General features: G+C 52.7%; 18 protein-coding genes. 7 read left to right on the top strand and 11 right to left on the bottom strand.

What is annotated here, in order from left to right:
- Positions 1 to 47 precede the first annotated feature (47 nt).
- The 6 genes from KRAC_RS50000 to KRAC_RS49975 all read right to left on the bottom strand — a co-directional run bounded on the left by KRAC_RS50000 (position 48) and on the right by KRAC_RS49975 (position 7,941).
- A complete protein-coding gene (locus tag KRAC_RS50000; RefSeq protein WP_007920446.1) occupies positions 48 to 1,388 on the bottom strand; it encodes an ABC transporter substrate-binding protein in 1,341 nt (446 codons plus the stop codon).
- Positions 1,389 to 1,437: 49 nt separating this feature from the next.
- Positions 1,438 to 2,334, bottom strand: coding sequence for a carbohydrate ABC transporter permease (locus KRAC_RS49995; protein ID WP_007920444.1), 897 nt, complete (start codon positions 2,332 to 2,334; stop codon positions 1,438 to 1,440).
- Between the two features lie 120 nt (positions 2,335 to 2,454).
- A complete protein-coding gene (locus KRAC_RS49990; protein ID WP_157508045.1) occupies positions 2,455 to 3,360 on the bottom strand; it encodes a carbohydrate ABC transporter permease in 906 nt (301 codons plus the stop codon).
- Between the two features lie 523 nt (positions 3,361 to 3,883).
- On the bottom strand, positions 3,884 to 4,381 hold the full coding sequence (locus KRAC_RS49985; protein ID WP_040448254.1) for a nucleotidyltransferase domain-containing protein: 498 nt from the start codon (positions 4,379 to 4,381) through the stop codon (positions 3,884 to 3,886).
- 48 nt (positions 4,382 to 4,429) lie between these two features.
- Positions 4,430 to 6,196 (bottom strand): ATP-binding cassette domain-containing protein, encoded by a 1,767-nt coding sequence (locus KRAC_RS49980; protein WP_007920439.1) that lies wholly within the window; start codon positions 6,194 to 6,196, stop codon positions 4,430 to 4,432.
- Positions 6,193 to 7,941, bottom strand: coding sequence for an ABC transporter ATP-binding protein (locus KRAC_RS49975; RefSeq protein ID WP_040448253.1), 1,749 nt, complete (start codon positions 7,939 to 7,941; stop codon positions 6,193 to 6,195). Before KRAC_RS49975 ends, KRAC_RS49980 begins: the two co-directional genes overlap by 4 nt.
- Before the next feature lie 2,837 nt (positions 7,942 to 10,778).
- Here KRAC_RS49975 and KRAC_RS49960 point away from each other — a divergent pair.
- Both KRAC_RS49960 and KRAC_RS49955 read left to right on the top strand, forming a co-directional pair.
- Positions 10,779 to 11,162, top strand: a complete 384-nt coding sequence (locus KRAC_RS49960; protein ID WP_040447458.1) for a hypothetical protein — start codon at positions 10,779 to 10,781, stop codon at positions 11,160 to 11,162.
- A gap of 125 nt (positions 11,163 to 11,287) precedes the next feature.
- Entirely contained in the window at positions 11,288 to 12,283 is a 996-nt protein-coding gene (locus KRAC_RS49955) for a phosphotransferase family protein (RefSeq protein ID WP_007920434.1), read from the top strand.
- A gap of 129 nt (positions 12,284 to 12,412) precedes the next feature.
- Here KRAC_RS49955 and KRAC_RS49950 read toward each other — a convergent pair whose 3' ends face one another.
- The 3 genes from KRAC_RS49950 to KRAC_RS49940 all read right to left on the bottom strand — a co-directional run bounded on the left by KRAC_RS49950 (position 12,413) and on the right by KRAC_RS49940 (position 13,642).
- Positions 12,413 to 12,796, bottom strand: coding sequence for a VOC family protein (locus tag KRAC_RS49950; protein ID WP_007920433.1), 384 nt, complete (start codon positions 12,794 to 12,796; stop codon positions 12,413 to 12,415).
- A 157-nt stretch (positions 12,797 to 12,953) separates the two neighbouring features.
- A complete protein-coding gene (locus KRAC_RS49945) occupies positions 12,954 to 13,226 on the bottom strand; it encodes a hypothetical protein (RefSeq protein WP_007920432.1) in 273 nt (90 codons plus the stop codon).
- A gap of 176 nt (positions 13,227 to 13,402) precedes the next feature.
- Entirely contained in the window at positions 13,403 to 13,642 is a 240-nt protein-coding gene (locus tag KRAC_RS49940; protein WP_007920431.1) for a hypothetical protein, read from the bottom strand.
- 404 nt (positions 13,643 to 14,046) lie between these two features.
- Here KRAC_RS49940 and KRAC_RS49935 point away from each other — a divergent pair, with 404 nt between their 5' ends.
- Together KRAC_RS49935 and KRAC_RS49930 are read left to right on the top strand one after the other, a co-directional pair.
- A complete protein-coding gene (locus KRAC_RS49935; RefSeq protein ID WP_007904019.1) occupies positions 14,047 to 14,655 on the top strand; it encodes an IS607 family transposase in 609 nt (202 codons plus the stop codon).
- Entirely contained in the window at positions 14,624 to 16,075 is a 1,452-nt protein-coding gene (locus KRAC_RS49930) for an RNA-guided endonuclease TnpB family protein (protein WP_040441717.1), read from the top strand. Before KRAC_RS49935 ends, KRAC_RS49930 begins: the two co-directional genes overlap by 32 nt.
- Positions 16,076 to 16,276: 201 nt before the next feature.
- Here KRAC_RS49930 and KRAC_RS49925 read toward each other — a convergent pair whose 3' ends face one another.
- Both KRAC_RS49925 and KRAC_RS72990 read right to left on the bottom strand, forming a co-directional pair.
- Positions 16,277 to 17,266, bottom strand: coding sequence for an alpha/beta hydrolase (locus tag KRAC_RS49925; RefSeq protein WP_007920430.1), 990 nt, complete (start codon positions 17,264 to 17,266; stop codon positions 16,277 to 16,279).
- Positions 17,267 to 18,029: 763 nt separating this feature from the next.
- Positions 18,030 to 18,179: a hypothetical protein gene (locus tag KRAC_RS72990; protein ID WP_007920428.1), complete on the bottom strand. Its 150-nt coding sequence runs from the start codon at positions 18,177 to 18,179 to the stop codon at positions 18,030 to 18,032.
- Between the two features lie 154 nt (positions 18,180 to 18,333).
- Here KRAC_RS72990 and KRAC_RS49920 point away from each other — a divergent pair, with 154 nt between their 5' ends.
- Genes KRAC_RS49920 through KRAC_RS49910 form a run of 3 tightly spaced genes read left to right on the top strand, consistent with a single transcriptional unit; the run spans position 18,334 to position 20,739 of the window.
- Positions 18,334 to 19,275 carry a sigma-70 family RNA polymerase sigma factor gene (locus KRAC_RS49920; protein WP_007920426.1) on the top strand — a complete coding sequence of 314 codons (942 nt, stop codon included), beginning with the start codon at positions 18,334 to 18,336 and terminating at the stop codon, positions 19,273 to 19,275.
- On the top strand, positions 19,259 to 19,741 hold the full coding sequence (locus KRAC_RS49915; RefSeq protein ID WP_007920425.1) for a hypothetical protein: 483 nt from the start codon (positions 19,259 to 19,261) through the stop codon (positions 19,739 to 19,741). Before KRAC_RS49920 ends, KRAC_RS49915 begins: the two co-directional genes overlap by 17 nt.
- Positions 19,738 to 20,739: a hypothetical protein gene (locus KRAC_RS49910; protein WP_007920424.1), complete on the top strand. Its 1,002-nt coding sequence runs from the start codon at positions 19,738 to 19,740 to the stop codon at positions 20,737 to 20,739. The genes KRAC_RS49915 and KRAC_RS49910 overlap by 4 nt, the downstream gene beginning before the upstream one ends.
- Positions 20,740 to 20,910: the final 171 nt, after the last annotated feature.

The raw sequence follows: 20,910 nt of genomic DNA, 5'->3' as shown, positions 1-20,910 counted from the left end.
GCTCCATATCCCCTACTTTACTGTAACTCCATGACTTGGGGACGAGTCTAATCCAGTTTGAAAGGGCAATATTGGTCCATCTGCGGCTGCAAACGCTGGTATACCTGCTGCAACGCTTGATCAACCGTCGACGTTCCTAACAGGATCGAAGACTGTGCCGCATCCATTGCATCCGAGTATTGAGCCCCTATCGGAAGTGGTGGGCGGCTCTCAGAAAATTTCATCATGCCAGCGAAGAAGCGCTGATTACCTTGAATGAGCTTATCATCCTGCAACAAGGTCTGCCAGGTAGGGAGATGGCTTGTTACTTTTGTGTAGATGGCCTGCCCCTCTGGACCCGTCATAAATTTCATGAACTTCCATCCGGCGCCTGTGTTATGCGCGCCCTGTGGCATCACCAGCGAGAAGCCTCCCGACCAGGTAAAGGGGGCATCTCCTTTATGTAGCACCGGCAAGTAAGTGATGCCATAATTCAGCTTGGGAGCGTACTGCTGAATGCTTGATAGTGTCCAGTTGCCATCAACCGACATGCCCAGGTGACCGGTAAACAGTGGCGTCTGGCTGGGGGGCGCATTGGGTGGCTGATAGGTAGCTAAAAACGTATCAACCTTGTTATAATCCAACTCTCTGGACCATTGCTGAAAATACCTGAACGCCGTTTCGAAACCTGGCTCGGTTGGTGTCACCTGGCACGTCTTATCGTTGAAGAACTTGGCCGAGAAATCCAGGCCCCAGGTAGCGTGGAACCCCTGACCCGACCAGGGGATCAGGCCTAGCTCGGTATAGTTTCCCTTCGCGTCCGTTTTATCCATCTTCCTGGCAATACTCATCACCTCGTCAACCGTCATGGGGCCATGCGAGGGGTCAAAAAGACCTGGATCAATTCCCGCTTGCCGCAACAAATCCTTGTTATAGTACATGCCACGCGCATCGGTATCCATGGGGAGACCATAGGAATCGCCTCGATATGAGGCCTCCTTCCAGGCAAACGGAAGGTAGTTATTCCCCAGCGTTCCTCCATCCTGCTTCACAAATGGCTGGATGTCCGTTAGCAGACCAATAGCCGCGTACTGGCTGACGGTGAAGCGATCCACCAGGTACACATCTGGCGGTGTGCCTCCGCGTACCGACGTGATGAGCGCTGTCGCATCGCCAGTTGACGGCGATGGCTTGCTCACAATACGCACATGTAAGTCGGGATTTTCCTTCTCAAAGGCCGCTACAATCTGATTCTCGGCTGAGATGTCAATGTCGTCATTGACTGAAGTCCAGAAAACTACTTCATGGGAATCGCTCTGCCCAAATCCACACGCTGAAATAGCCACGGAGAACAGGAGCAGCAACAGAAGGGACGCTCCTGCCTTGAGCATATATCGCTGGACAACCATTGTTTGACTCCTTTTCGCTCAATTTTCGGGGAAGGTCATCTCTGACGCACTAGCGAATACTGCCCAGCGTTACACCACGGATGAAGAAACGCTGAAAGACAAAGAAGAGTAGCGTAACAGGCACGATCACCATAACTGAGGCCGCCATCAAGAGATTGAACTGAATATCATGCGTCGAGCGAAAGGCCTGTAAACCAATGGAGAGCGTTTGCAATGTGTCGTCCTGCAGATAGATCAGCGGTCCCATGAAATCGTTCCATGCTCCGATGGCAGCAAAGATCGCTACAGCCGCCAGGGCGGGCCTGGCCATCGGCGCAACAACTTGCCAGAGGATACGCCATTCGCTGGCCCCATCGATCCGTGCCGCATCCAACAGGTCACGTGGAATCTGGAGCAGAAATTGGCGCAACATAAAGGTGTAGAAAGCGCTTGCAAAGAACGATGGTACGACAAGGGGCAGGTAGGTGTTAATCCAATGCAACCAGGCAAACATATCAAACTGCGGAATGATCGCCAGCGGGAAAGGAATAAAGATGGTTGCCAGGACCAGGTAAAATACCAGGTTGCGCCCCGGCCATTCGATACAGGAAAAGCCATAGGCCACAATCAGATTTGATACCAGGGCTCCTATTACCGTCAGAGCTGTAATCAGGATCGAGTTCAGGAAGTAGCTCGCAAAGGGGATGGTCTGAAAAGCCTTCACGAAGTTATCCCACTCCCAGCTTTGAGGGATGATGGTGGGGGGAATTTGCGCCAATTCTGGATTTGATTTGAGTGCCGTCACAATCATCCAGTAGAGCGGTATCAAGAAGATGACCGACATGACAATCAGGAAGACGCGCGTTAAACTTTTATCAATTAGCTTGCGCGTGGCAATCAGTCGTTTCCGCTGGGCAATAGCACGCTCCCGCTCGGCAAAGTTTGCTGGATTCAGAGCAGCCTTCATAAATTCTTTCTCCTCCTGGGTGACAACAGTTCCTCTATTCCACCGGTCTTATAGACCAGCTTTACGAACTGGAAAGTCGACACTATCTCATCAGACAACGATTGTCTCAGGTTCTCGGAGTTAACTCACAATTTCGTAGTTTACGAAGCGCTGGGAGATTGTATAAACAATCACCGCCAGCAAGAGACCAGCGAGGAAAAGCACAACTGAGAGGGCACACGCATAGCCTAGCTGGGCATAGCTGAAGGCATTTTTGTACATGTAGTACATGTAAAAGAGGGTGCCGTTGTCTGGGCCGCCATTTGTCATAATATAGGCTGGTGTAAAGACCTGGAGGCCGCTACTGATGCCTGTAATCAGGTTGAAGAGGATAACTGGAGAAAGAAGAGGGAAAGTAACACGCAGAAACGACGTCAACCGGTTGGCGCCATCAATGCGTGCAGCTTCATAGAGCGTCTGCGGAATACTATTCAGCCCGGCAAGGAAGATCAGGGCCGTATTTCCCGCTCCTAGCTGGGCCAGAGCTACAATGACGTTTTTGGCTCCCGTCGGATCTCCCAGATAGTTTGTGTTGGGAACACCAAAAAGGCCCAGGAACTCGTTGACGATGCCATATTGAGGATTGATCAGGACAATAAATATGAACGACATCGCAAAAACAGGAATCAATGATGGCAAATATAATGCCGTGCGATACACTGATACCTCTTTTACCACGCGGCTCATCGCCAGGGCCAGTAGCAGACCAATGATAAGGCCTATGGGTACTGCTCTAATCGCGTAAAACACGGTATTATCAACGGATTTCCAGACCAGGGGATCGGTAAACAGGCGCGTGTAGTTCTGCCAGCCTAGCCAGACGGGTGGCTGCAATCCAGAGTAACGCGCAAAGCTCATGACCAACGAGTAGATCAGTGGATAAAGCACAAAGACGAGGAAACCAATGAGCCAGGGACTGATAAAGAGCAGCCCCTTGCGCAATTGAGAAACATCTTGCGATGTCCATTTCGTTCGTGCAATCATCATCTTGCCTCCTTACATTTTGTTAACTACTCAGTTAACAAGAATGACGCGACTATGTATGTAAAGTGTGCGCAAGGGCAAACAGCTCTTACCAGTTCAAACAACTATGTTTCCCTGGTTTGCTGATGCTCAGGCACAGAATGGGTTGCGAGCGCATTCTTTTCCAAAAAGATGAAGGGGGTACCTACACAGCAGCACAGAATGCTCTTTGAGGTTTTTTCTGTAAAGGCAAGAGTTTGTCCATACTCGAGGGCAATTATGATATTGGACAGCATAAATATATCATTAATATTTACTATAACATCATCGATCAGGATATTACAATCTAATAATGTGACTAACTATATACAATTTCGCGACAATTTCGCGACATCATATATTGAAGAGTTTATGCTATGTTTTCATCACTACACATGACGCCGGGGAGGTCCAGCACGAAATCTGCTCCGTAGGCCCGCGTGGCCAGCACTGGATCGATGCCGTTGCCACGCGCCTGGGCCTAAGAGATAGAGTTGTTCGCCTCATCTCATGTAAATCGCTCGTACTCGGCTGGCAGGGCAATGCCAAATTGTTCACAGAGCGCCAAAACGTCATGATAGTCATCTTCATCTAGTTCATAGCCTGAATGGAACTTCACCATCCATTCAGGTGAGATACACTTCACTGAGTATCCCTGTATGGACCCGGTGCCAGTCAAGGAAGCCAACGGATACTCCAGGCCAAAGACAAGCTTTCCGTGAGCATCAAAGGTGTAAGAGTGGAAATCTACCTCATGTCCCCTGTCATCGCCCATCACAAAGTTACAATCCCTGGTATCATCACGAGGCACATCTTTATAACCGCGTGCCTCAAGCAGCGCGCGAAGTTTTGGGACATCCTTGTGCTGGAGAGCAATGTCTAAGTCCGCGTGTGGGCGCGTTTGTCTCCCCAAAAGCGCATCGACACCCCAGCCACCATCAACGAATACCTCAATACCATTCTGCTCACAGAGCCGCATGAGCTCAACAACAGCCTCTCCACTCATTATCACATGGCTTTTTTGTCCAAAACTTTCATATGCTTCCATAGCTATCTAATTTACCTCAACTTTCTCTTCTTGCTCTTCATGCCAGAGGGCACGCATCTCATTGGAATGCTCTAGCAGATAGGCCAGAGTACCCTGGGCCTCTAGCTGGCCGTCTTTGAGCACGAGGATGTGGTCGGCACGGTGCAGGACTGCCCGGCGATGGGTGACGACAAGATAGGTCTGCTCGCGCCGGGCGAAGAGTCTCTGCCAGAGCAGGCTCTCGGTCTCGACATCCAGGGCGCTGGAGAGATCATCCAGGACGTGCAGCTGTGCTGGGCGCGCTAGCATACGCGCAGCGGCGGTACGCTGGGCCTGCCCTCCTGAGAGCTTCATGCCACGTGTGCCGATCTCTGTCCCCACACCCTCGGGGAAGCCCGCGACGTCGCGGTCCAGCACAGCTTGATAGAGTGCCGCCTGGATATCCACCTGCTCCTCGGCCTGTCCAAGCAGGATATTGGCCTGCAAGGTGTCGCTAAAGAGGTGAGGAATCTGCGGCGTGTAGGCTGAGCGTGGCGGAACAAAGAAGGTAGCCGCGTCTGCTACCAGCTTCCCATTCCACTGAATCTCGCCCCGCTCTCTGGGCAACTGGCCCAGTAACGTGCGCACCAGGGTCGTCTTACCCGAGCCAACGCGACCGACAATCGCGGTGAGCGTTCCGCGCCGGAGGCTTAGCTCGATGCCCTCGATTCCCGATCCTCCGGGATGGTGATAGGCAAGGTCGGTGGCCGTAAGATGCTCCAGCCTCTCCTGAAGAGAGTTTATCGTTGTTTCATTGATTGATACTGGTCCCTTCTTCAGTGAGACCGGGTGAGGCTCGACTAGCCTGTGCTCCTGCCCCTGCATTAAGGCCAGCAGGCGCCCAAAGGAGACTCTAACCTGCGCAAGATTGCCCATGTCGGCCCCGATTCCTGATATAGTGCCCCCGATATAGTCGATGTAAAAGATAAAGAGCGTGATATCACCGATGGTCAGGTGAGCCGCACGAGCGTTAAGGGCTGCGAGAAAGAGGACCAGTCCCGTTCCCAGGCCAACCACGTTGCCAAGCACGGCGTTAATAGAGTCATTTTGTAGGCGCTCACGCAACATCTGCGCCAGGCGCAGGCCATTAAGCTGGCGGAAGTGCGCGATAACGGAGCGCTCAGCTCCCGCGACCTGAATGGCCTGCGTCGCTCCCAGAATCTCGCCAATCATACCCGTGACCTTCCCGGTGGCGCTGCGGCTGGCCTCGCGATACTTCTCCACCCTCTTTATCAAGGCTTGGGCAACGACGATGACGAGCGCAAGCGGCACAAGAACCAGCAGGGTAATCAGCGCGTCTATGCGCAGGAGAATGACGATGGCCACGATGGCGAAGAGCCAGGCTCCAAGTAGGCTAATACTCGGCGCATATGCAACGGTCTCCGTATCGTCACGCAGAGTATTGAGCGCCTCGCCTGGCGAAACATTGAGGGCCCGCGCTCCTGGTAGCCGGAAGATCTGCGCGACGACATTGCGGCAGAGCAGGCCACGCACGGGATAATGCTCCTTCAAGGTGTTATCGAAGCCGATAAATTGAATCGCCATCTGCGTCAGAATAAGCGCAAAGAGAGCCACCAGGAGCAGGCTCAGTGCGAGATCGAAGTGAGGCCGCTGGTAAAGTGTATCAAAGAGTCGCTGGAGCAGCAGGCCAGAGATCACCGTTGAGGCATGGGAGATAAAGGAACCGACCACTGCCCTGAGCTTGTAAAAAAGGCGATAGCGCGTTAAGGCTGCGAGCATTGTATATGTCTTCATGCGTAGATCGCTCCATCAACATGCTGTAGCAAGCGTGCGAAATGCGAGCCTGGATTCTGAGCCAGTTCAGCCCGTGAGCCCGCCTCCAGAACCTCGCCATTATCAATAACAAGAATATCGTCCACGTGTTGAAGCGTCTCCAGGCGGTGCGCGATGATGATACCAGTCCGATTGGCAAAAAGCTTGCCCATGGCCTGCCCCATAAGCCTCTCGGTAAGAGGATCCAGGCGTGAAGAGGCCTCGTCGAGCACCACAATGTCTGGTTTAGTCAGGAACACGCGCGCGAAAGCCAGCAACTGCGCCTCGCCAGCCGAAAGCCCCTCGCCACCCGTACCCAGCATGGTCTCCAGCCCCTGGGGCAAGGAGGCATACCAGGGCAGGAGACCGATCTCTTCCAGGACCAAGCGAATATGCTCGTCCGTGATGTCTCGCCTGAAGAAGGTCAGGTTATCGCGAACCGTGGTATTGAATAGCTGTACATCCTGCGTGATCAAGCTGATACGCTGGCGCAACTCGTTCAAACGCATGTCAGTGAGCGGAACCTCGTTCAGGCGAATAGTGCCGGATTGTGGATCGTACATACGAAAGAGCAGGCGCGTAATCGTCGTTTTGCCGCCGCCAGTACGCCCCACAATGCCCAGGACATGCCCGGCTGGCAAGTGGAACGTCATGTCCTTGAGCACTGGCTCATCCGCGCTATAGCCAAAGGCGACATGCTCGAACGTTACCGAAAGTGCTCCCATTGCGGGCTTTGCTCCGGGTCCATCCTGGATAGCCGTGCGCGTCGCGAATAGCCCCTCAATACGTCGAATGCAGGATTCGGATTGATTAAGACTCTGAAGTTGCCACTGCACCTGGTCCAGGGGCTGCATCAGCAGGGAGCTATAGACAAAAATCAGGTAGACTGTGCCGGGCGAGGCCAGCCCTATACTCCAGAGATAGGCACCCAGGACCAGGCCCAGGACCCGCCCCAGGGCGAAGAGCGCCTGAGAGATAATCCAGGGCGAGGCACCAGACCAGCCAGCATGAGAGGTGGTGGCGTACCAGCGATAGAAGCGGTTATAGAAGTGCCGCCATACGTAGCTCATGCCGCCATTGGCGCGGATATCCTCCGTCGCCGCCAGGGACTCACCCAGGAAGCCGAAGAACTCCGCGCTGGCCTGCCGGGCGACCATCCAGCGTGCAACCGTGGGGCGCCGCATCCAGGTCAAGGCCACCACGACCAGCAGGCAGTAGCCACCCATGCTAGCGCCCAGGCGCCAATCGATAGAGGCCAACACGACCAGCATCCCCAACAGCAGCAGGAGATGGAAGAGCATATGCACCAAAAACTTCGAGAAGAAGTTCGAGAGATCGTTGACATCTCCGTCTATACGCTCAAGCAGTTCACCCTGGGTATGCTGTTTATGAAAAGTCTGGTCAAGCGTCAAAACATGCGCCAGCAGATCGGCGCGCAGCTCATTGGTCGCCGTCCAGGCCACCTTCTCGCACAGATACTCTGAAACAACCGAAGCCCCTTGGTTGAGAAATGAGACAAGCAGGTACAGCAACGCTAGCCAGACAAGCCCCTTCCCGATTCCTTGCTGTAACGTCGCATTGATAAAGTCGCCCAGCACCTTTGGGTTGTAGAGTTGTAGGCCAATGCTAATGAGCAGTAGAGCTGACATAAGCAAGACTTTTCCCCATTGGGGCTTAAGATAGCGTGCAAGCAAGCTAAAGTAACGCGTAAAGGGTCGAAAACTCACCACTGCATCCTTTCCTGAAAAATCTCCCTATCTGCACAAATGGGGCATCCCCACGTTATAGGGTCCATGCTGGCATGAGCTAGCCCGACCCGCAGGCCGATATCTGGTGCAGGAACATTGCTGCGCTCGGAGTCCAAGCAAGCTTGGACCCTACAGGCACCATTTATGCATCTTTAAAACGGAACTATTTAGAAACGCAGAAACGCGTAGATTGCATACTGGTGACCGGGCAGGCCTAGGCGCGGAAGAGACGCGCGGAGAAGCCTCTTTGATTGTGTTGGTAGGAAGCGTGGAGAGAAAAGGGTTGGAAAGGAGATAGGCCTCGCACCATTGTCTCACCAAAACTACAACATGCACACAGACAAGTACCTTACATACTCACATCAAATTCATATCAGCTGTACACTCTTCAACAGAGAAGGACAGCGTTATTTGACGCAGAGAGTGGTTACCTGTTTTTTCACCAGCAGCGTGGATGAGTGTACATTAGTAGTGGTCAGGCATACGTGCTTTTGGCCTCCATGAGGAAATTTATGTTTATTGAGATTAACGCATGTTTGCTATTTTGTCAAGTTTTTCGCTTCTGCTCTCAGGGCTTTCATTTCTAAAAAAGGGGTAAAACTTCTCTTTGGAGGGGATTTCGGCTGATCTGGCACGATACGAGCGGGAACCATCATATGGCAACCTCAAAGCGAGGGAACGAGAAAGCGCCTGGATGCTATCCAGGCGCCAAGAGGAACTATTGAGGAAAGCCGCGCTATATATGCGAACTTACTTTCCTTCCTAACAACTACTACTGTATCGCTGCTGGACAACTTTGGCTGAATCCAGCCTGTAAACCCTGGCTGTAGCCCTCATTGAAGCCAGTAGCAGGATTGGTTTGGCGTACTTCTGGCTGCATTAGTCCTTCTGCACATTGAAGTCTGCCGTCTTGGATGCCCTGGGTCATGCCTTGTTGGAAAGCACGAGGGGCTGTTGCCATAGCTTGTTTACAGCTCTGGAATCCCGTGTTTAAACCCTGGAGGTAGCCCTCATTGAAGCCAGGAACAGGTTTAGATTGGAGTGCTCCTGGCTGCTTTAGTCCTTCCGCACACTGAATTCTGCCGTCTAGGATACCCTGAGTCATGCCTCGTTGGAAAGCACTGGTGGATGGAAGTGGTAGTGCTTTTTGTGCTCCTGCGGCTGCCTGTGAGCCAGAACTCTTGAGTCCAGCGGCAGCACCATGTGGAGCCGTACTGATTGCGAATAGGGAGAAACTAAGGAAACTGATGAACACTGCTCCAAACAATTTTGTGCAGAGTTTGTTGTGCATATAAGTTCCTTTCTCGTTTTCACCTCTTATCGATGATTGATCCCTGCCCGTATGAGTAGGCGAGTGCAATTGAACGAACGGTCACCTGTCAACAATACAGAATGACGGATGAGTAGTCTTTTTGCCACCCGAAAACCATCATGGTAATTCTCTCTCGTTCAGTTAGATTCTCCCTATGCATACAGTGACGACCACGAGGTAAAAGTGACAACAATTTCCTCCTCCCAACCACTCTCATACTCAAAGCGAGGGAATGAGAGAGCGCCTGGATGCTATCCAGGCGCCGGGAGGAACTATCGAGGAAAGTAGCACCCTCTTAAACTTACTTTCCTTCCTAACAACTACCACTTATATCGCTGTTGGACAGCTCTGCCGGAATCCAGACGCTAAACCCTGGCTGTAGCCCACGTTGAAGCCGGGGGCGGCACTGGTTTGCCGTACAACTGTCGCCTTTAGTCCTTCCCCGCACTCGAGTTGGCCATCTGAGAAACCAAGATTGAAGGCATTTTGGAATACATTAGGTGTTTGTTGCCCACCAGGTACGTTTTGCCCGACAGGTATGTTACCTCCGCCAGGTACGTTTTGCCCGACAGGTATGTTACCTCCGCCAGGTACGTTTTGCCCGACAGGTATGTTACCTCCGCCAGGGATGTTAGCTCCTACTGCACAGCCCTCCCGGAATCCAGCCGTTAAACCCTGGCTATAGCCTGTATCGAAGCCAAGAGCAGGATTAGATCGGAGTACTGCTGGCGCCGTTCTTCCTTGTGCACACTGGGTCCTGCCGTCTTGGATACCCAGGGTCATACCTTGTTGAAAACCACTAGGGGCTGTAGCTTTTTTACAGCTCTGGAATGCCGAGTTTAAACCCGAGCTGTAGCCCACGTTGTAGAGAGCAGTAATACCTGTTCTGACTACTGTTGGTACCGCAGCTCCAGCCAGGCACTGGCTGTTGCCGTCATTGGTACCATCGGTTATGCCTTCTTGGAAAGTGGTAAGCGGTAGCGGTTTTTGTGCTCCTGCGGTTGCCTGTGAGCCAGAACTCTTGAGTTCAGCGGCAGAAGCGTATGGAGTCGTACTGATTGCGAACATGGAAAAGCTGAGGAAACTGATGACCACTGCCCCAAACAATTTTGTGCAGAGTCTGTTGTACATAAAAGTTCCTTTCCCGCTTTCACCTCTTATAGAGGTGATGGATACATGGCCTGTATGAGTAGGTGAGTGCAATCAAACGGATGACAACTCGTCAGCAATACCGGATGACGAGATGATAGCCTTTCTTACAGGCCGAAACGCTACCGTGCTTCTCCCTCTCGTTCCGTTAAATTCCCCCTATTCATAACAACTACGATCACAAGGCACCTAAACTAAGCAAAAACAAAGGATAAACTTCAAATGGTTAAACCCTACAAATTGCCCTTTCAAGGTATATTTTTTTTATAAGACTAGAGACAAACTCAAGAAACATACATATCTGTAGACTTTAATGCTTCTGCATACCACTTGAATCCGGTAGCAGGCCGGTGTATTGGGCGCGAGGGCGGATGAGCTGGTTGAGCTCTATGACCAGATGAACGAGCCAGTTCCACCTAAATATCCCCTCTATGGACGTGACGCGCATAGGACACGCGCTGGCGTCCATGCTGATGGCCTGAACAAGTTCTGGTGGATGTATGCCCCCTTCAATGTTCCCGAGCTGCTTGGGAGGCCACTTGAGGTCTCGCTTACCAAGGAGAGTGGGCTCGCAGGCCTGATCTTTATACTGCGCCAGCACTTAGGGATAGATGTCGCCAAAAACGATGAGCGCCTACAACAGCTCCATGCCCTGCTGGCACAAGAATTCGACCAGGGGCGACAGACAAGCATAGAATGGGAAGAACTGGCTCCGCCTGCCACACGCTACTTCCGCTGATAGATACAAACGCTACTGGCACTTGTTCAGCAGTAGGCACATACGCCAGTAGCGTTATTGTGCTACACTAAGCACTGGCTATGCACTCCACACAGTTAGATGGTTAAGAGGAAGGAGCCTACTCTATGCCAGCCAGGATATATACACAGCGTCTTGGAAGTGTCGCTAATAAGCAGTTACAGGAAGCTCTGACACGCTTCCAGCTCGGTCCACTGCTCCAGGCCGAGCCTGTTCCCTTTGGAAACTTTGGCCAGAACATCTTTCTGACGACCGCCCAGGGCGAGTTTGTCTTGCGTGGCAAACCCTTGTGGCCGGAGCAATTCGTGCGAGAGCGCTGGTTTATGCAGCAACTGCATGAACACACCGCTGTCCCCGTTCCCTGGCCCTACCTGCATGATCCTGACACTGATATCTTTGGCTGGAGCTATATCCTCATGCCACGCATGCCAGGACTCGCCCTCATCGATCCAGCCATCAGAGGTCAGCTCAGCGATCAGCAGCGCCAGCGAATCGCCGCCGCCCTTGGTGTAACCCTGGCCCAGATGCATGCCCTTACCTGGTCCGCTCCAGGCGAGCACGACGCCACGCACGATACTATCGTACCTTTTCATACCTCCTATGCGGGATATATCACAGAAGAGATCTATCGCCTGCTTTCCCTATCCCGGCAAGCAACCAATCTCACTACGGAGGCCGATAGCTTCTGGGTAGAGGCACTTGTAGAACAGGGCAAACACACGCTTGCTGAGCCGTTTCAGGCGCACTTTGTTATGGGAGATTATAAAGAAGGGAATGTCGTCGTAGAAGAGCGGGACGCCGAATGGCACGTCAGTGGAGTCTTTGATGTGCATGGCCACTTTGGCGACGCGGAAGAGGATCTCGCACGCCCCATCGCCGACTACATGACGCAAGAGAGGCCAGACCTGGCGCATATCTTCCTGAAGACCTATCTCCAGCTCCAGCCACCGCGTCCAGGCTTTGAAGCTCGCTTCCCGCTCTACATGCTCAAAGAGCGCCTCGCCATCTGGGAGTGGGCGCACCGCACAGACATGGTCTGGTGGCAGAAAAACCTCACGCTCCGCGAATGGATCGAACCTTTTCTTTCTATAGCAGGAACATGAAGCCGTGGATAGCCTGACGCTGCTAAAGCACGGTGTCTACATATCATGATACGGCGTCTCACGCCATTATATGTAGACGCGTGCTTTAGCAGCGTCGGCCAGCAATTAAGAATCCGCCGTCATGGACGCTTATTCTGCAGACCAGAGGCCGATGCGGTTGCTCTCGCTGTCAGTGATCTGAGCCATGTAGCCGGGGCTCATCTCGCCGAGTGGCATCTTGGGGATGAGCACACTACCGCCTGCTTCCTCTACCTTCGCCAGTGTGTTGTTTAAATCGCCATGGACCACAAGGTACACACATACACCCTGACCCTCGCCGGGTTTATAGTTCGGGTGCTGGACCAACGCGCCGCTGACGTCGCCCGGCTCCATCGGCAGGAAGACATACGGCATGTCTCCGCCCAGATTCTCCTGGCGCAGCTCCTGTTTAATGCCCAGGATGGTACGATAAAAAGTTTTTGCGCGTTCGATATCACTTGTGGGGATTTCGAACCAGGTAACAAGATTGGCCATATGGTATTATCCTTTCTTCAATGTGACTTATTTTGCCTGAAAAAGTAGAAGCGACACATGTATAGAACGTATATACCATATGGCGCGTGCAAAAACTTCTCGAATCTTGCGCATTACAGGTGCAAACCTATAGGCCACATATTACCTGTCTGCTTGCTTAAGCACGACGATAATATGCCACGCTGCTCCAGATGATGACCAGCATTACAGCCGCGATAATCGTACTAACGATAGGCACGCCCTCAAAAGTGGGTTCACCTGTGATGTGGAAGTGGAAGAAGCCTACGATAAGGAAGATGGCGAAGAGACCAATCATGATCGCGCCCAGAATGCCCGCCGGGGCTCTGCGACCAGCAATGAACTCACCAAGAATACCAATGACGGCCGCAATGATAATCCAAATGATAAATTGGGTGAACGAGACCTCCATGATATACCTCCTGTTGCATAAAAAACATACTCTTCAGGAGATACGCATGTCGCCGCTCATCAGACTCACTTGCTTGTTATATATGCCATAAATAATAAAAATCCCCCAAAAAAGCTAAAAGCCAGGCTCTGCCTTTTATCTCAAAGCCGGCTTCTTCGCTCCAATTCACAGTAGCACTACCAGCCACGATGATGATGGTGGTGGTGATGATGATGATGAAGGCGAGGGCCATAAAAGCCGCCCATATAACGCCTGCGGAAGCCCCATGGGCGCCAGAAGAAGAGTTCACGGCGATAGAGACGAGGGCGCCCCGGATACAGCACGCGCCCAAAGAATAGGCCAACAATCGCCAGTATGACCCTCAGCAAGACTATAAAAAAGACCAGGCCTAAAATCAAGATCAGTAACAGAAACATATGTCTTCCTCCCACAACGGGAACTGGCGGTATCGCTTATATCGTTACAGTGTATATACGCTTTCTTTGGCTAATGGTTAGATATACGCAAGCATCAGATAGAAATCAAACTCCATGCTGTCTTTCCCACCACTCACGGAGACGACAACCTGTGTTGGTTGGCGCTGGCCAGCAGGTATTCATCCAGAACAGAGACGCTCATTGTTTCACCTCAAAAGAAAGCCCTTTTAGCAGATGCTAAAAGGGCTGGTTAGGCTACACCAGTGATAAAATGAAGAAAGACCCAAGACCGAGATACGTGCAAAAACAGGACATAGGCATAAGGTATACATTTTGTATAAGCAACCATCACAAAGTATCATCATCTCTTGCATATCTCAAGCAGATAGAGTATACTTGGATGTATGAAGTTATCGAGTTATGCCAAGAAGATTGGGATCAGTTATAACAGCGCCTGGCGTATGTGGAAACGCGGCCAGATTCCCGGCTATCAATTGCCCACCGGCACCGTGATCATTGATCCGCCAGAGCTTCGCTCGGTTCCGGTCCACGCCGTCGCTGTGTATGCTCGTGTTTCAAGCAGCGAAAACAAAGACAACCTGGAAAGGCAAGCCGAGCGGCTGGTGACCTGGTGCAATGCCCAAGGCTGGTCGGTCAGCAAAGTCGTCAAAGAGTGCGGCAGTGGCATCAACGATCAGCGGCCCAAGTTTCTGGCGCTGCTGGCAGATCCCAAAATCGGGCAGATCGTGGTTGAACACAAAGATCGCGCTTCTCGCTTTGGCGTGGCCTATATTCAGACCTTGTTGGCTATGCAAGGACGGAAACTGGTCATCGTCAACACCGCTGATACTGCCGAAGATGATCTCATGGGCGATTTTATCAGCATCATTCCCTCGTTTTGCGCTCGTCTTTATGGTCGCAGACGAGCCAAACGCAAGACGGAACAAGTGCTAGCGGCTTTGCAGCAGAATGGACCCGCCCGTGAGCAAGAAGCCCCAAAAAGCCTCGCTTGATGAGAAAAAAAAGCGCAAGCGCAAAAAGAAGACGAAGCAGACCATCACTCGAGCGGTGACCCATATCCGTCTCATTGAGGCCAATCCTGGCAAACTTGAGGCGCTCGATCAGCTTGTGGCGGTTTACTTGCCGCTGTGCCAACAGTACACCACCCTGTTTTGCGAGGCCGAGACAAGCCCGGACAAGTACCAAGAAACCGTCTTCAAAACCGATCTTTCCGACCGCTTGCATCGAGTGGCAATACAGCAAGCCGCAGGCATTGCCAAAAGCGTTCGCACGAATCGAGCGAACGCCTATCAGGCATACCTGGAAGATGTGGCTGATTACGCTCAGGCCAAGGCTCAGGCGGAAGGCCGGATGTCCGCCTTCAAACGCCGCGAACCGACCTGGACCGAATGGGATCTCCCTGTGCTGCGTGTGCCAGTCATCCAAGCCAATGTCAACGTGGTGGTGCTCGAGAAGTCGGAGGACTCCACGTTCGACTACTGGCTGCGCGTGTCCACCTTAGATGTCGGGAATCCGCTTCGAGTCCCAGTCAAACTCGCCTCCTATCACAAACGAGCACTCGAAGGCCGCACGCTCAATGCGTCCACAACACTTCACAAGCGCAATGGAGTCTGGTGGCTGACGCTCTCCTTTGACGAGGACGTTCCTCTTCAAACCAAGCCTGACGCCCCTACAGTAGGCGTCGATGTGGGCATTGCCCATTTCCTCACGACCTCCACCAATAAAGCGTATGGCAGTTTTCATGGCAAGATGGCCCGACAGCACAAGCACGATCGGGAAAAGCGTCGCCGCAAGGCGAAACTGCGAGCCTGTCTGGAAAAGAAAGGCGTCCCAAAGGGCAAGCTTCCTTCGACAAGTTCTGAAACGTCGCAACGCTTGAGCCGTCACGTCAAGCAAGAGATCAACCGGGCGGTCAATGCGTTGGTCAAAGATCATCGAGATGCCAGACTCATTTATGAGGACCTCAATGTGGCCTCGATGCGCTTCAAAGCAAGGGTGATGAACAGTTATCTGTATGCTTCTCACCTGGGGCATATCCCAGAGCAGCTGGCCTGGGCCGCCGCCAAACAGGGCATGGCAGCCCACACGGTCCGAGCCGCCTATTCCTCTCAGGAATGCCCCCGCTGCCATTATGTCGATCGCGCTAATCGGCCGAACCAGAAAACCTTCAAGTGCCTGGTCTGTGGTTACGCAGACCAGGCCGACCGCAAAGCCGCACAGACGCTCGCGGGACGCTGGGGGGATCGGAAACTGGCGGCATGTCGCTCGACCTCGGAGGTCAAGGCGCTCCTCATGACGCGGCATGAAGCGTGGAAACAGCAGAATCAGCAGAGGATCCAGGATGCCGGGCCTCCCGTCCAGTTGAGCTTCTGGGATCCCCCAGAGATGTTCCTGGAATCATCTCACGAGTGAGCATCTCTCAGTAGAGAGAGGTGCATAGGATGCTCGTAGTGCATCCTCCCGCCTAGTCCGCTGTTTGGTAAACAGGCGTAGGTTAAAGTGAGAAGGATAATCATTGCAATAGATGGTTATGCTTTGATCAACTATAACATCTCACATCTCTGCTCTGTTTTTGCACGTATCTCGGTCTTGGGTCAGTCGGTTTGGTCCTGCTCAATTGAGTGCCTTCTGAAAGAAAGTGACGATACGCTGGACGTATTCGCTTCTATCTTGTACGATGCCGCTGACATGTGCCATGCCGGGTAGTGTCCACGTCTGTACGTGAGCATCATGGCCTTTGCGTGCGGCAGCGGCCAATTGGAGCATGTTTTCAAAAGGAACCAGGTCATCGGCGGTACCGTGAATGAGCAGCAAGGGGCGCGGCGCGATCTTCGCCACAACGTCGACTGGCCCTACCTGATCATAATCGATGCCATAGAGCAGTTTTGCTGCCAGCAAACACTCTGGCAGCAAAATGCCAGGGACGCCCGACTTCTCGCGAATAAGAGACGAAGCCTCAGCAAAGGCACTGTCGGTGACGACTGCCTGGATGGCCGGTTCTTGAGCGGCGGCAAGCAAGAGCGTCGCTCCCCCGAGAGAATCACCCCAGCCTTCGATGCTGCGTGGACGCCCCAGGTTCGCATAGGGCAATGTTCCCGAACGCAAGAAATCAACAGCCCCAAGGACATCGCGTTGCTCATAGTATCCCAGAGAAAGCCGCGCAGGAGCCGATTCACCATTCCCACGGAGATCGAAGGCTAGCACAGCAAAACCATGCTGCGCTAGTGCTATGCTTGCATCCATTGAGGGGGAGTAGGAACGATTCGCATGCAGGCCATGAACGACAATGATAGCATGCTGTGTGGTGAGATGACCATCAGCGAGGACACCGGGAATGAACCAGCCCTGTAACTGTAGGTGATCCTCACGACTGAAAATGCTGACACGTTGATAGCGTAAGCCAAAATCAGCAGGTGTACTGATAAGGGCGGATGCTGAGGGCTGGGTCAAAAGGGTGGCAAGAACAATGGATAGAATACTATAGAGGGCAAGGAACAAGATCAGAAGAATGACAAAGGTTTTTTTGCGCAAAAAAACGCGGCGCAAGCTTCCCTGAAATGGTGGCTGCAAAGATTTTGGTGACGAAGAACGTTTCAAGGACATACACAAACCTCTATCGTTATTCATCAAGATGTTGAAACACTGATCGTGATGGTGTAACCAGTGTAGTCGATGGATGTCGGCTCCTCCATGGGTCATTTGACCTATTTTTGACACGAGCCTGTCCCTCTCATGCTGTACATTCCGTTGAAAAACCGCAGAGGACAGGGATACTGCTGCTAATAGAGGGTAGCAGCACAAAAAGAGTCAAAAAGCTGGCTTTTTCATCTGCTAAGGTTCTCCAGAACCTAGCCTGGATACTGCTGCTAAGGTTCCAACGTTCACCGATGCATCGGAAATGAGAGAGAAAAAGCAGATAATACTCGTTTTATCTTTCTTACCTATGTCCTAGTTTTACACGTACCTCGGCTCTAGGTCCTATCCACGTGTGGCCGGAGATACGCAAGGTACACTCTCTCCAGTGCGTGTGATTTGTCGTGTTTTAAAGGCTATATATAAAGGTCATTGCGTGTAAAAACAAGAGAGAGAGAAGCGGCACTGTAAACTCTGTTCGTCGCGGCCTTTCTTATGTGTGTTGATGTCAGGGCAGACCGTGGATGGCCCTGTTCTCTTGATAGCAGGTGTTCTAAGTACGACTCTGCTAGACTTGGGGGTTGTTTTTGCTAACTTTTTGCGGCTATAAGATACATCATTCCTCTTGCTTATACTAACTGGAGCATCAGCCAGCCATGCTTATACCGGTCTTCTGTAGAAACCAACTCCGGCCGTATAAGCAAAAATCAGGGACAGCACTCCCATACGCCTTTCACACCCACTTCCCCGGTGGAAGTCTGCTTATACTGATATCGCCCGCCCACATAAGTACCTGGCGCTCCTCGCTCCTCCCTGTGTAGACGCCTTTCCTCTTACGCCTCCCGCTCTTGCCTGTCAGATGACCAATGAGAGGGCTTTCCATGCTGGATGATCCTCCCTCTTGAAAGTGCACAAAAGTACAGCCAAGAGCTTCATATTGCTCTCTTGAGGCATACATAGAGGGTGGAGAGGAGAGAAAGCCGAATACAGTACAACAGCATATACAAAATTGTTTTTCTCACACAGGAGAATATGCTATGTCAACAGCAGCTCTACGCACCGAGCAGCCGGAAATGGGCGACGTTTACCGGCTCTACAAGCGCGATATTGCTGGGTTTTCCCTCCTTTCTCCAGACGAAGTGGTTGGGCTCGCTCAACGTATAGAAGGAGCGGGAAAGCAGCGAGGGACGCGGCTTCAGTTTCGTACCGTCTCTGCTGATGGTGCCAATCCCGATGTGCAACAGGCAAAGAATCGCCTGGTCGAGGCAAACCTCCGACTGGTCCGGAGCGTGGCCTACCAATACCGCGGTTTCGGGGTCGATATCATGGACTTGATCCAGGAAGGCAATATCGGACTCATACACGCCGTCGAGAAGTTCGACCCAACCAAAGGCTATCGCTTCAGCACCTATGCCACCCACTGGATTCGGCAGTATATTTGTCGGGAGCTTGCCAGGCAAATACACAAAATCCGTATCCCCTTGTATCTTCAAGAGCAACTCAGACACCTCCCGGAGGCGCCGACAACTCCAGATGGCCAGGCTATGCAGGACCAGGCTCATGCCAAACTGATGGTAGCGTATGAACGCAGTAAGGCGACGCATGTGAGCTTTGATGCGGTCCCGTTCGAGTTCGAGGATCCGGCTCCTACCCCCGAGCAGTACTGTATGCAGGGGGCTCAACGCCAGCTCCTCCATCAGCTTTTTCTCCGGGCGGGCCTCACACAGCGGGAACGCCAGGTCCTCGTATTACGCTATGGCCTCCAGCAGCAACGCGAGGAGGGGTTAGAAGCGCTCCTTTCCGGGGCTATCTCCGACCAGAAACAGGATGAAAGCACCTATCCGCAAATAGGCACACAATTGGGTCTGAGCCACGAAGCCGTCAGGCAAATTGAAATGCGAGCGCTTCTAAAACTACGCTATCAAGTACAAGCCATGCGGGCCTCCGGTCAGGAGATGGACTATGCAGATTTCGTCTAACCCGACGCCCACGGCGTTCATTCTCGCCTCAGCGCTACAGCGAAAAATAGTCGCTGTAGCGCTGAGGCGAGAAGGGGTAGCATCGCTCCAGTTGTCCCAAACAGGAGTGCACCTGCTCCAGATGTGCCGCTGGGGAAAGATTGCCATTCCTCACCTCTTGATCTGGGAATGGCAACCGAAACCGATCTCCCTCCTCAAGGCATTTCACGAGGTGATGCCGCAGACGCATATTATACTCTATGGACGCCATCAGGGCCGGGAGGGACTGCAGATGGCGCTCACCGGGATGCTCCTTCGCCTCCAGGTGGGAATGAGTATCGGGTACCTGCGCAAACCCTTTCAGCAGAAGGGCTGTCAGGCCTTGCTTGACACTCTCCTCCCTGAGCGTCGCAAAGAGAATGTCGACTCTATTCCCTGCATTGACTGGAAACAGCTCTCTGCTCTCCCTTCGAGGTTTACTTTATGAACAACAGCTTCGACGAAAAGCCCTTCTTCCTACGTGACGATGAGGTGGCGGGGTTTGGCGTTCTCCACTCAGGGCCACTTCCGCCTCCCTTACCGTTTACTTCATCACCCCCCTTTCCAGGAAATAATCCAGGTGATGGTACGGTTGCGGCCGTGTCGGCGACCGCCTCACACACGTCCAACCCACCGCCGGTTGCTTCACCCGCGTTCCCTCAACAGCCACCACAACCGCGGCGCCGGCGAGTACTCACCACCTGGGTCCTGGCCGCGCTGGTAGCGGTTATTTTGTGCATATCCGCAATGACTGCAATCGTGTTCGCTTCGTCAGTCCAGATTACACCGCCACCAGCGGGCAACTCAACAACGACAGTACATCGTCAGGGGACGCAGGGAAACCAGCCTCCGACCCAGCAGCCGACTCGCCCGGCATCACCGGGGTTAACCCCCACGCCAATCTACGTTACGAGCGGAGATCTCCAACTCCCCCAAAACTGGGATCGCAGTAACGCTGATGCGTTGCTCGCCCTACGGACCGCCATTGCCTTTGTTGACCGAGAAATGACCTTGGATTTTCGGGAAGCTGGAACCAGGGCCCACCATGGCGGGACCTTTATAGCAAGCGTCTTCCTGCTGACGCTCGCGGCGAAGATCCGCTTTCAAACCAACGATGTCCGCGCGGCCAACAGCTTGCTGTACGACCAGGTGCAACAGCAACACCTGGTGCAACAGACCATTAACGAGGATGCCTCGATACTTATTTATAAGCATGACCAACAACAGCAACTGGTGACCGTCTCAGTCACCTTCCAGCTCTATAAGAGCCAGCTTGGGCAGGCTGCGAGCGAAGTCAAAGATGTAAACAGGCATCTAATGACTGTTCTCCTACTGCATGTGGAACAAGCGGGACAGGGGCCAGATGCGCCGATGGGTGGGACTGGTTGGTTAGTAAGTAACTACGGACTCGATGTCGCAACCGTTCCTACGCCCCAGCCAGCGTAATCCTCTGTTTCCTCGTGGGAGACTTGCCCAGAGATATGGAAGGGTAGCGGTAGCACCATACGTTGTTACCAGGTGCAGGCCGACAGTGAGCAGAAACACGAGTTGTGCGTGTCCTCTTTGTTGGAGTACATGAAAAGAGAGGCTGGAAATAAAAACCCACCTCTCTTTTCA

The organism is Ktedonobacter racemifer DSM 44963, from assembly GCF_000178855.1.
GTDB classification, from domain to species: Bacteria; Chloroflexota; Ktedonobacteria; order Ktedonobacterales; family Ktedonobacteraceae; genus Ktedonobacter; species Ktedonobacter racemifer.
Note: the sequence above shows the minus strand (reverse complement) of the source record. Positions and strands in the feature narration are given on the sequence as shown.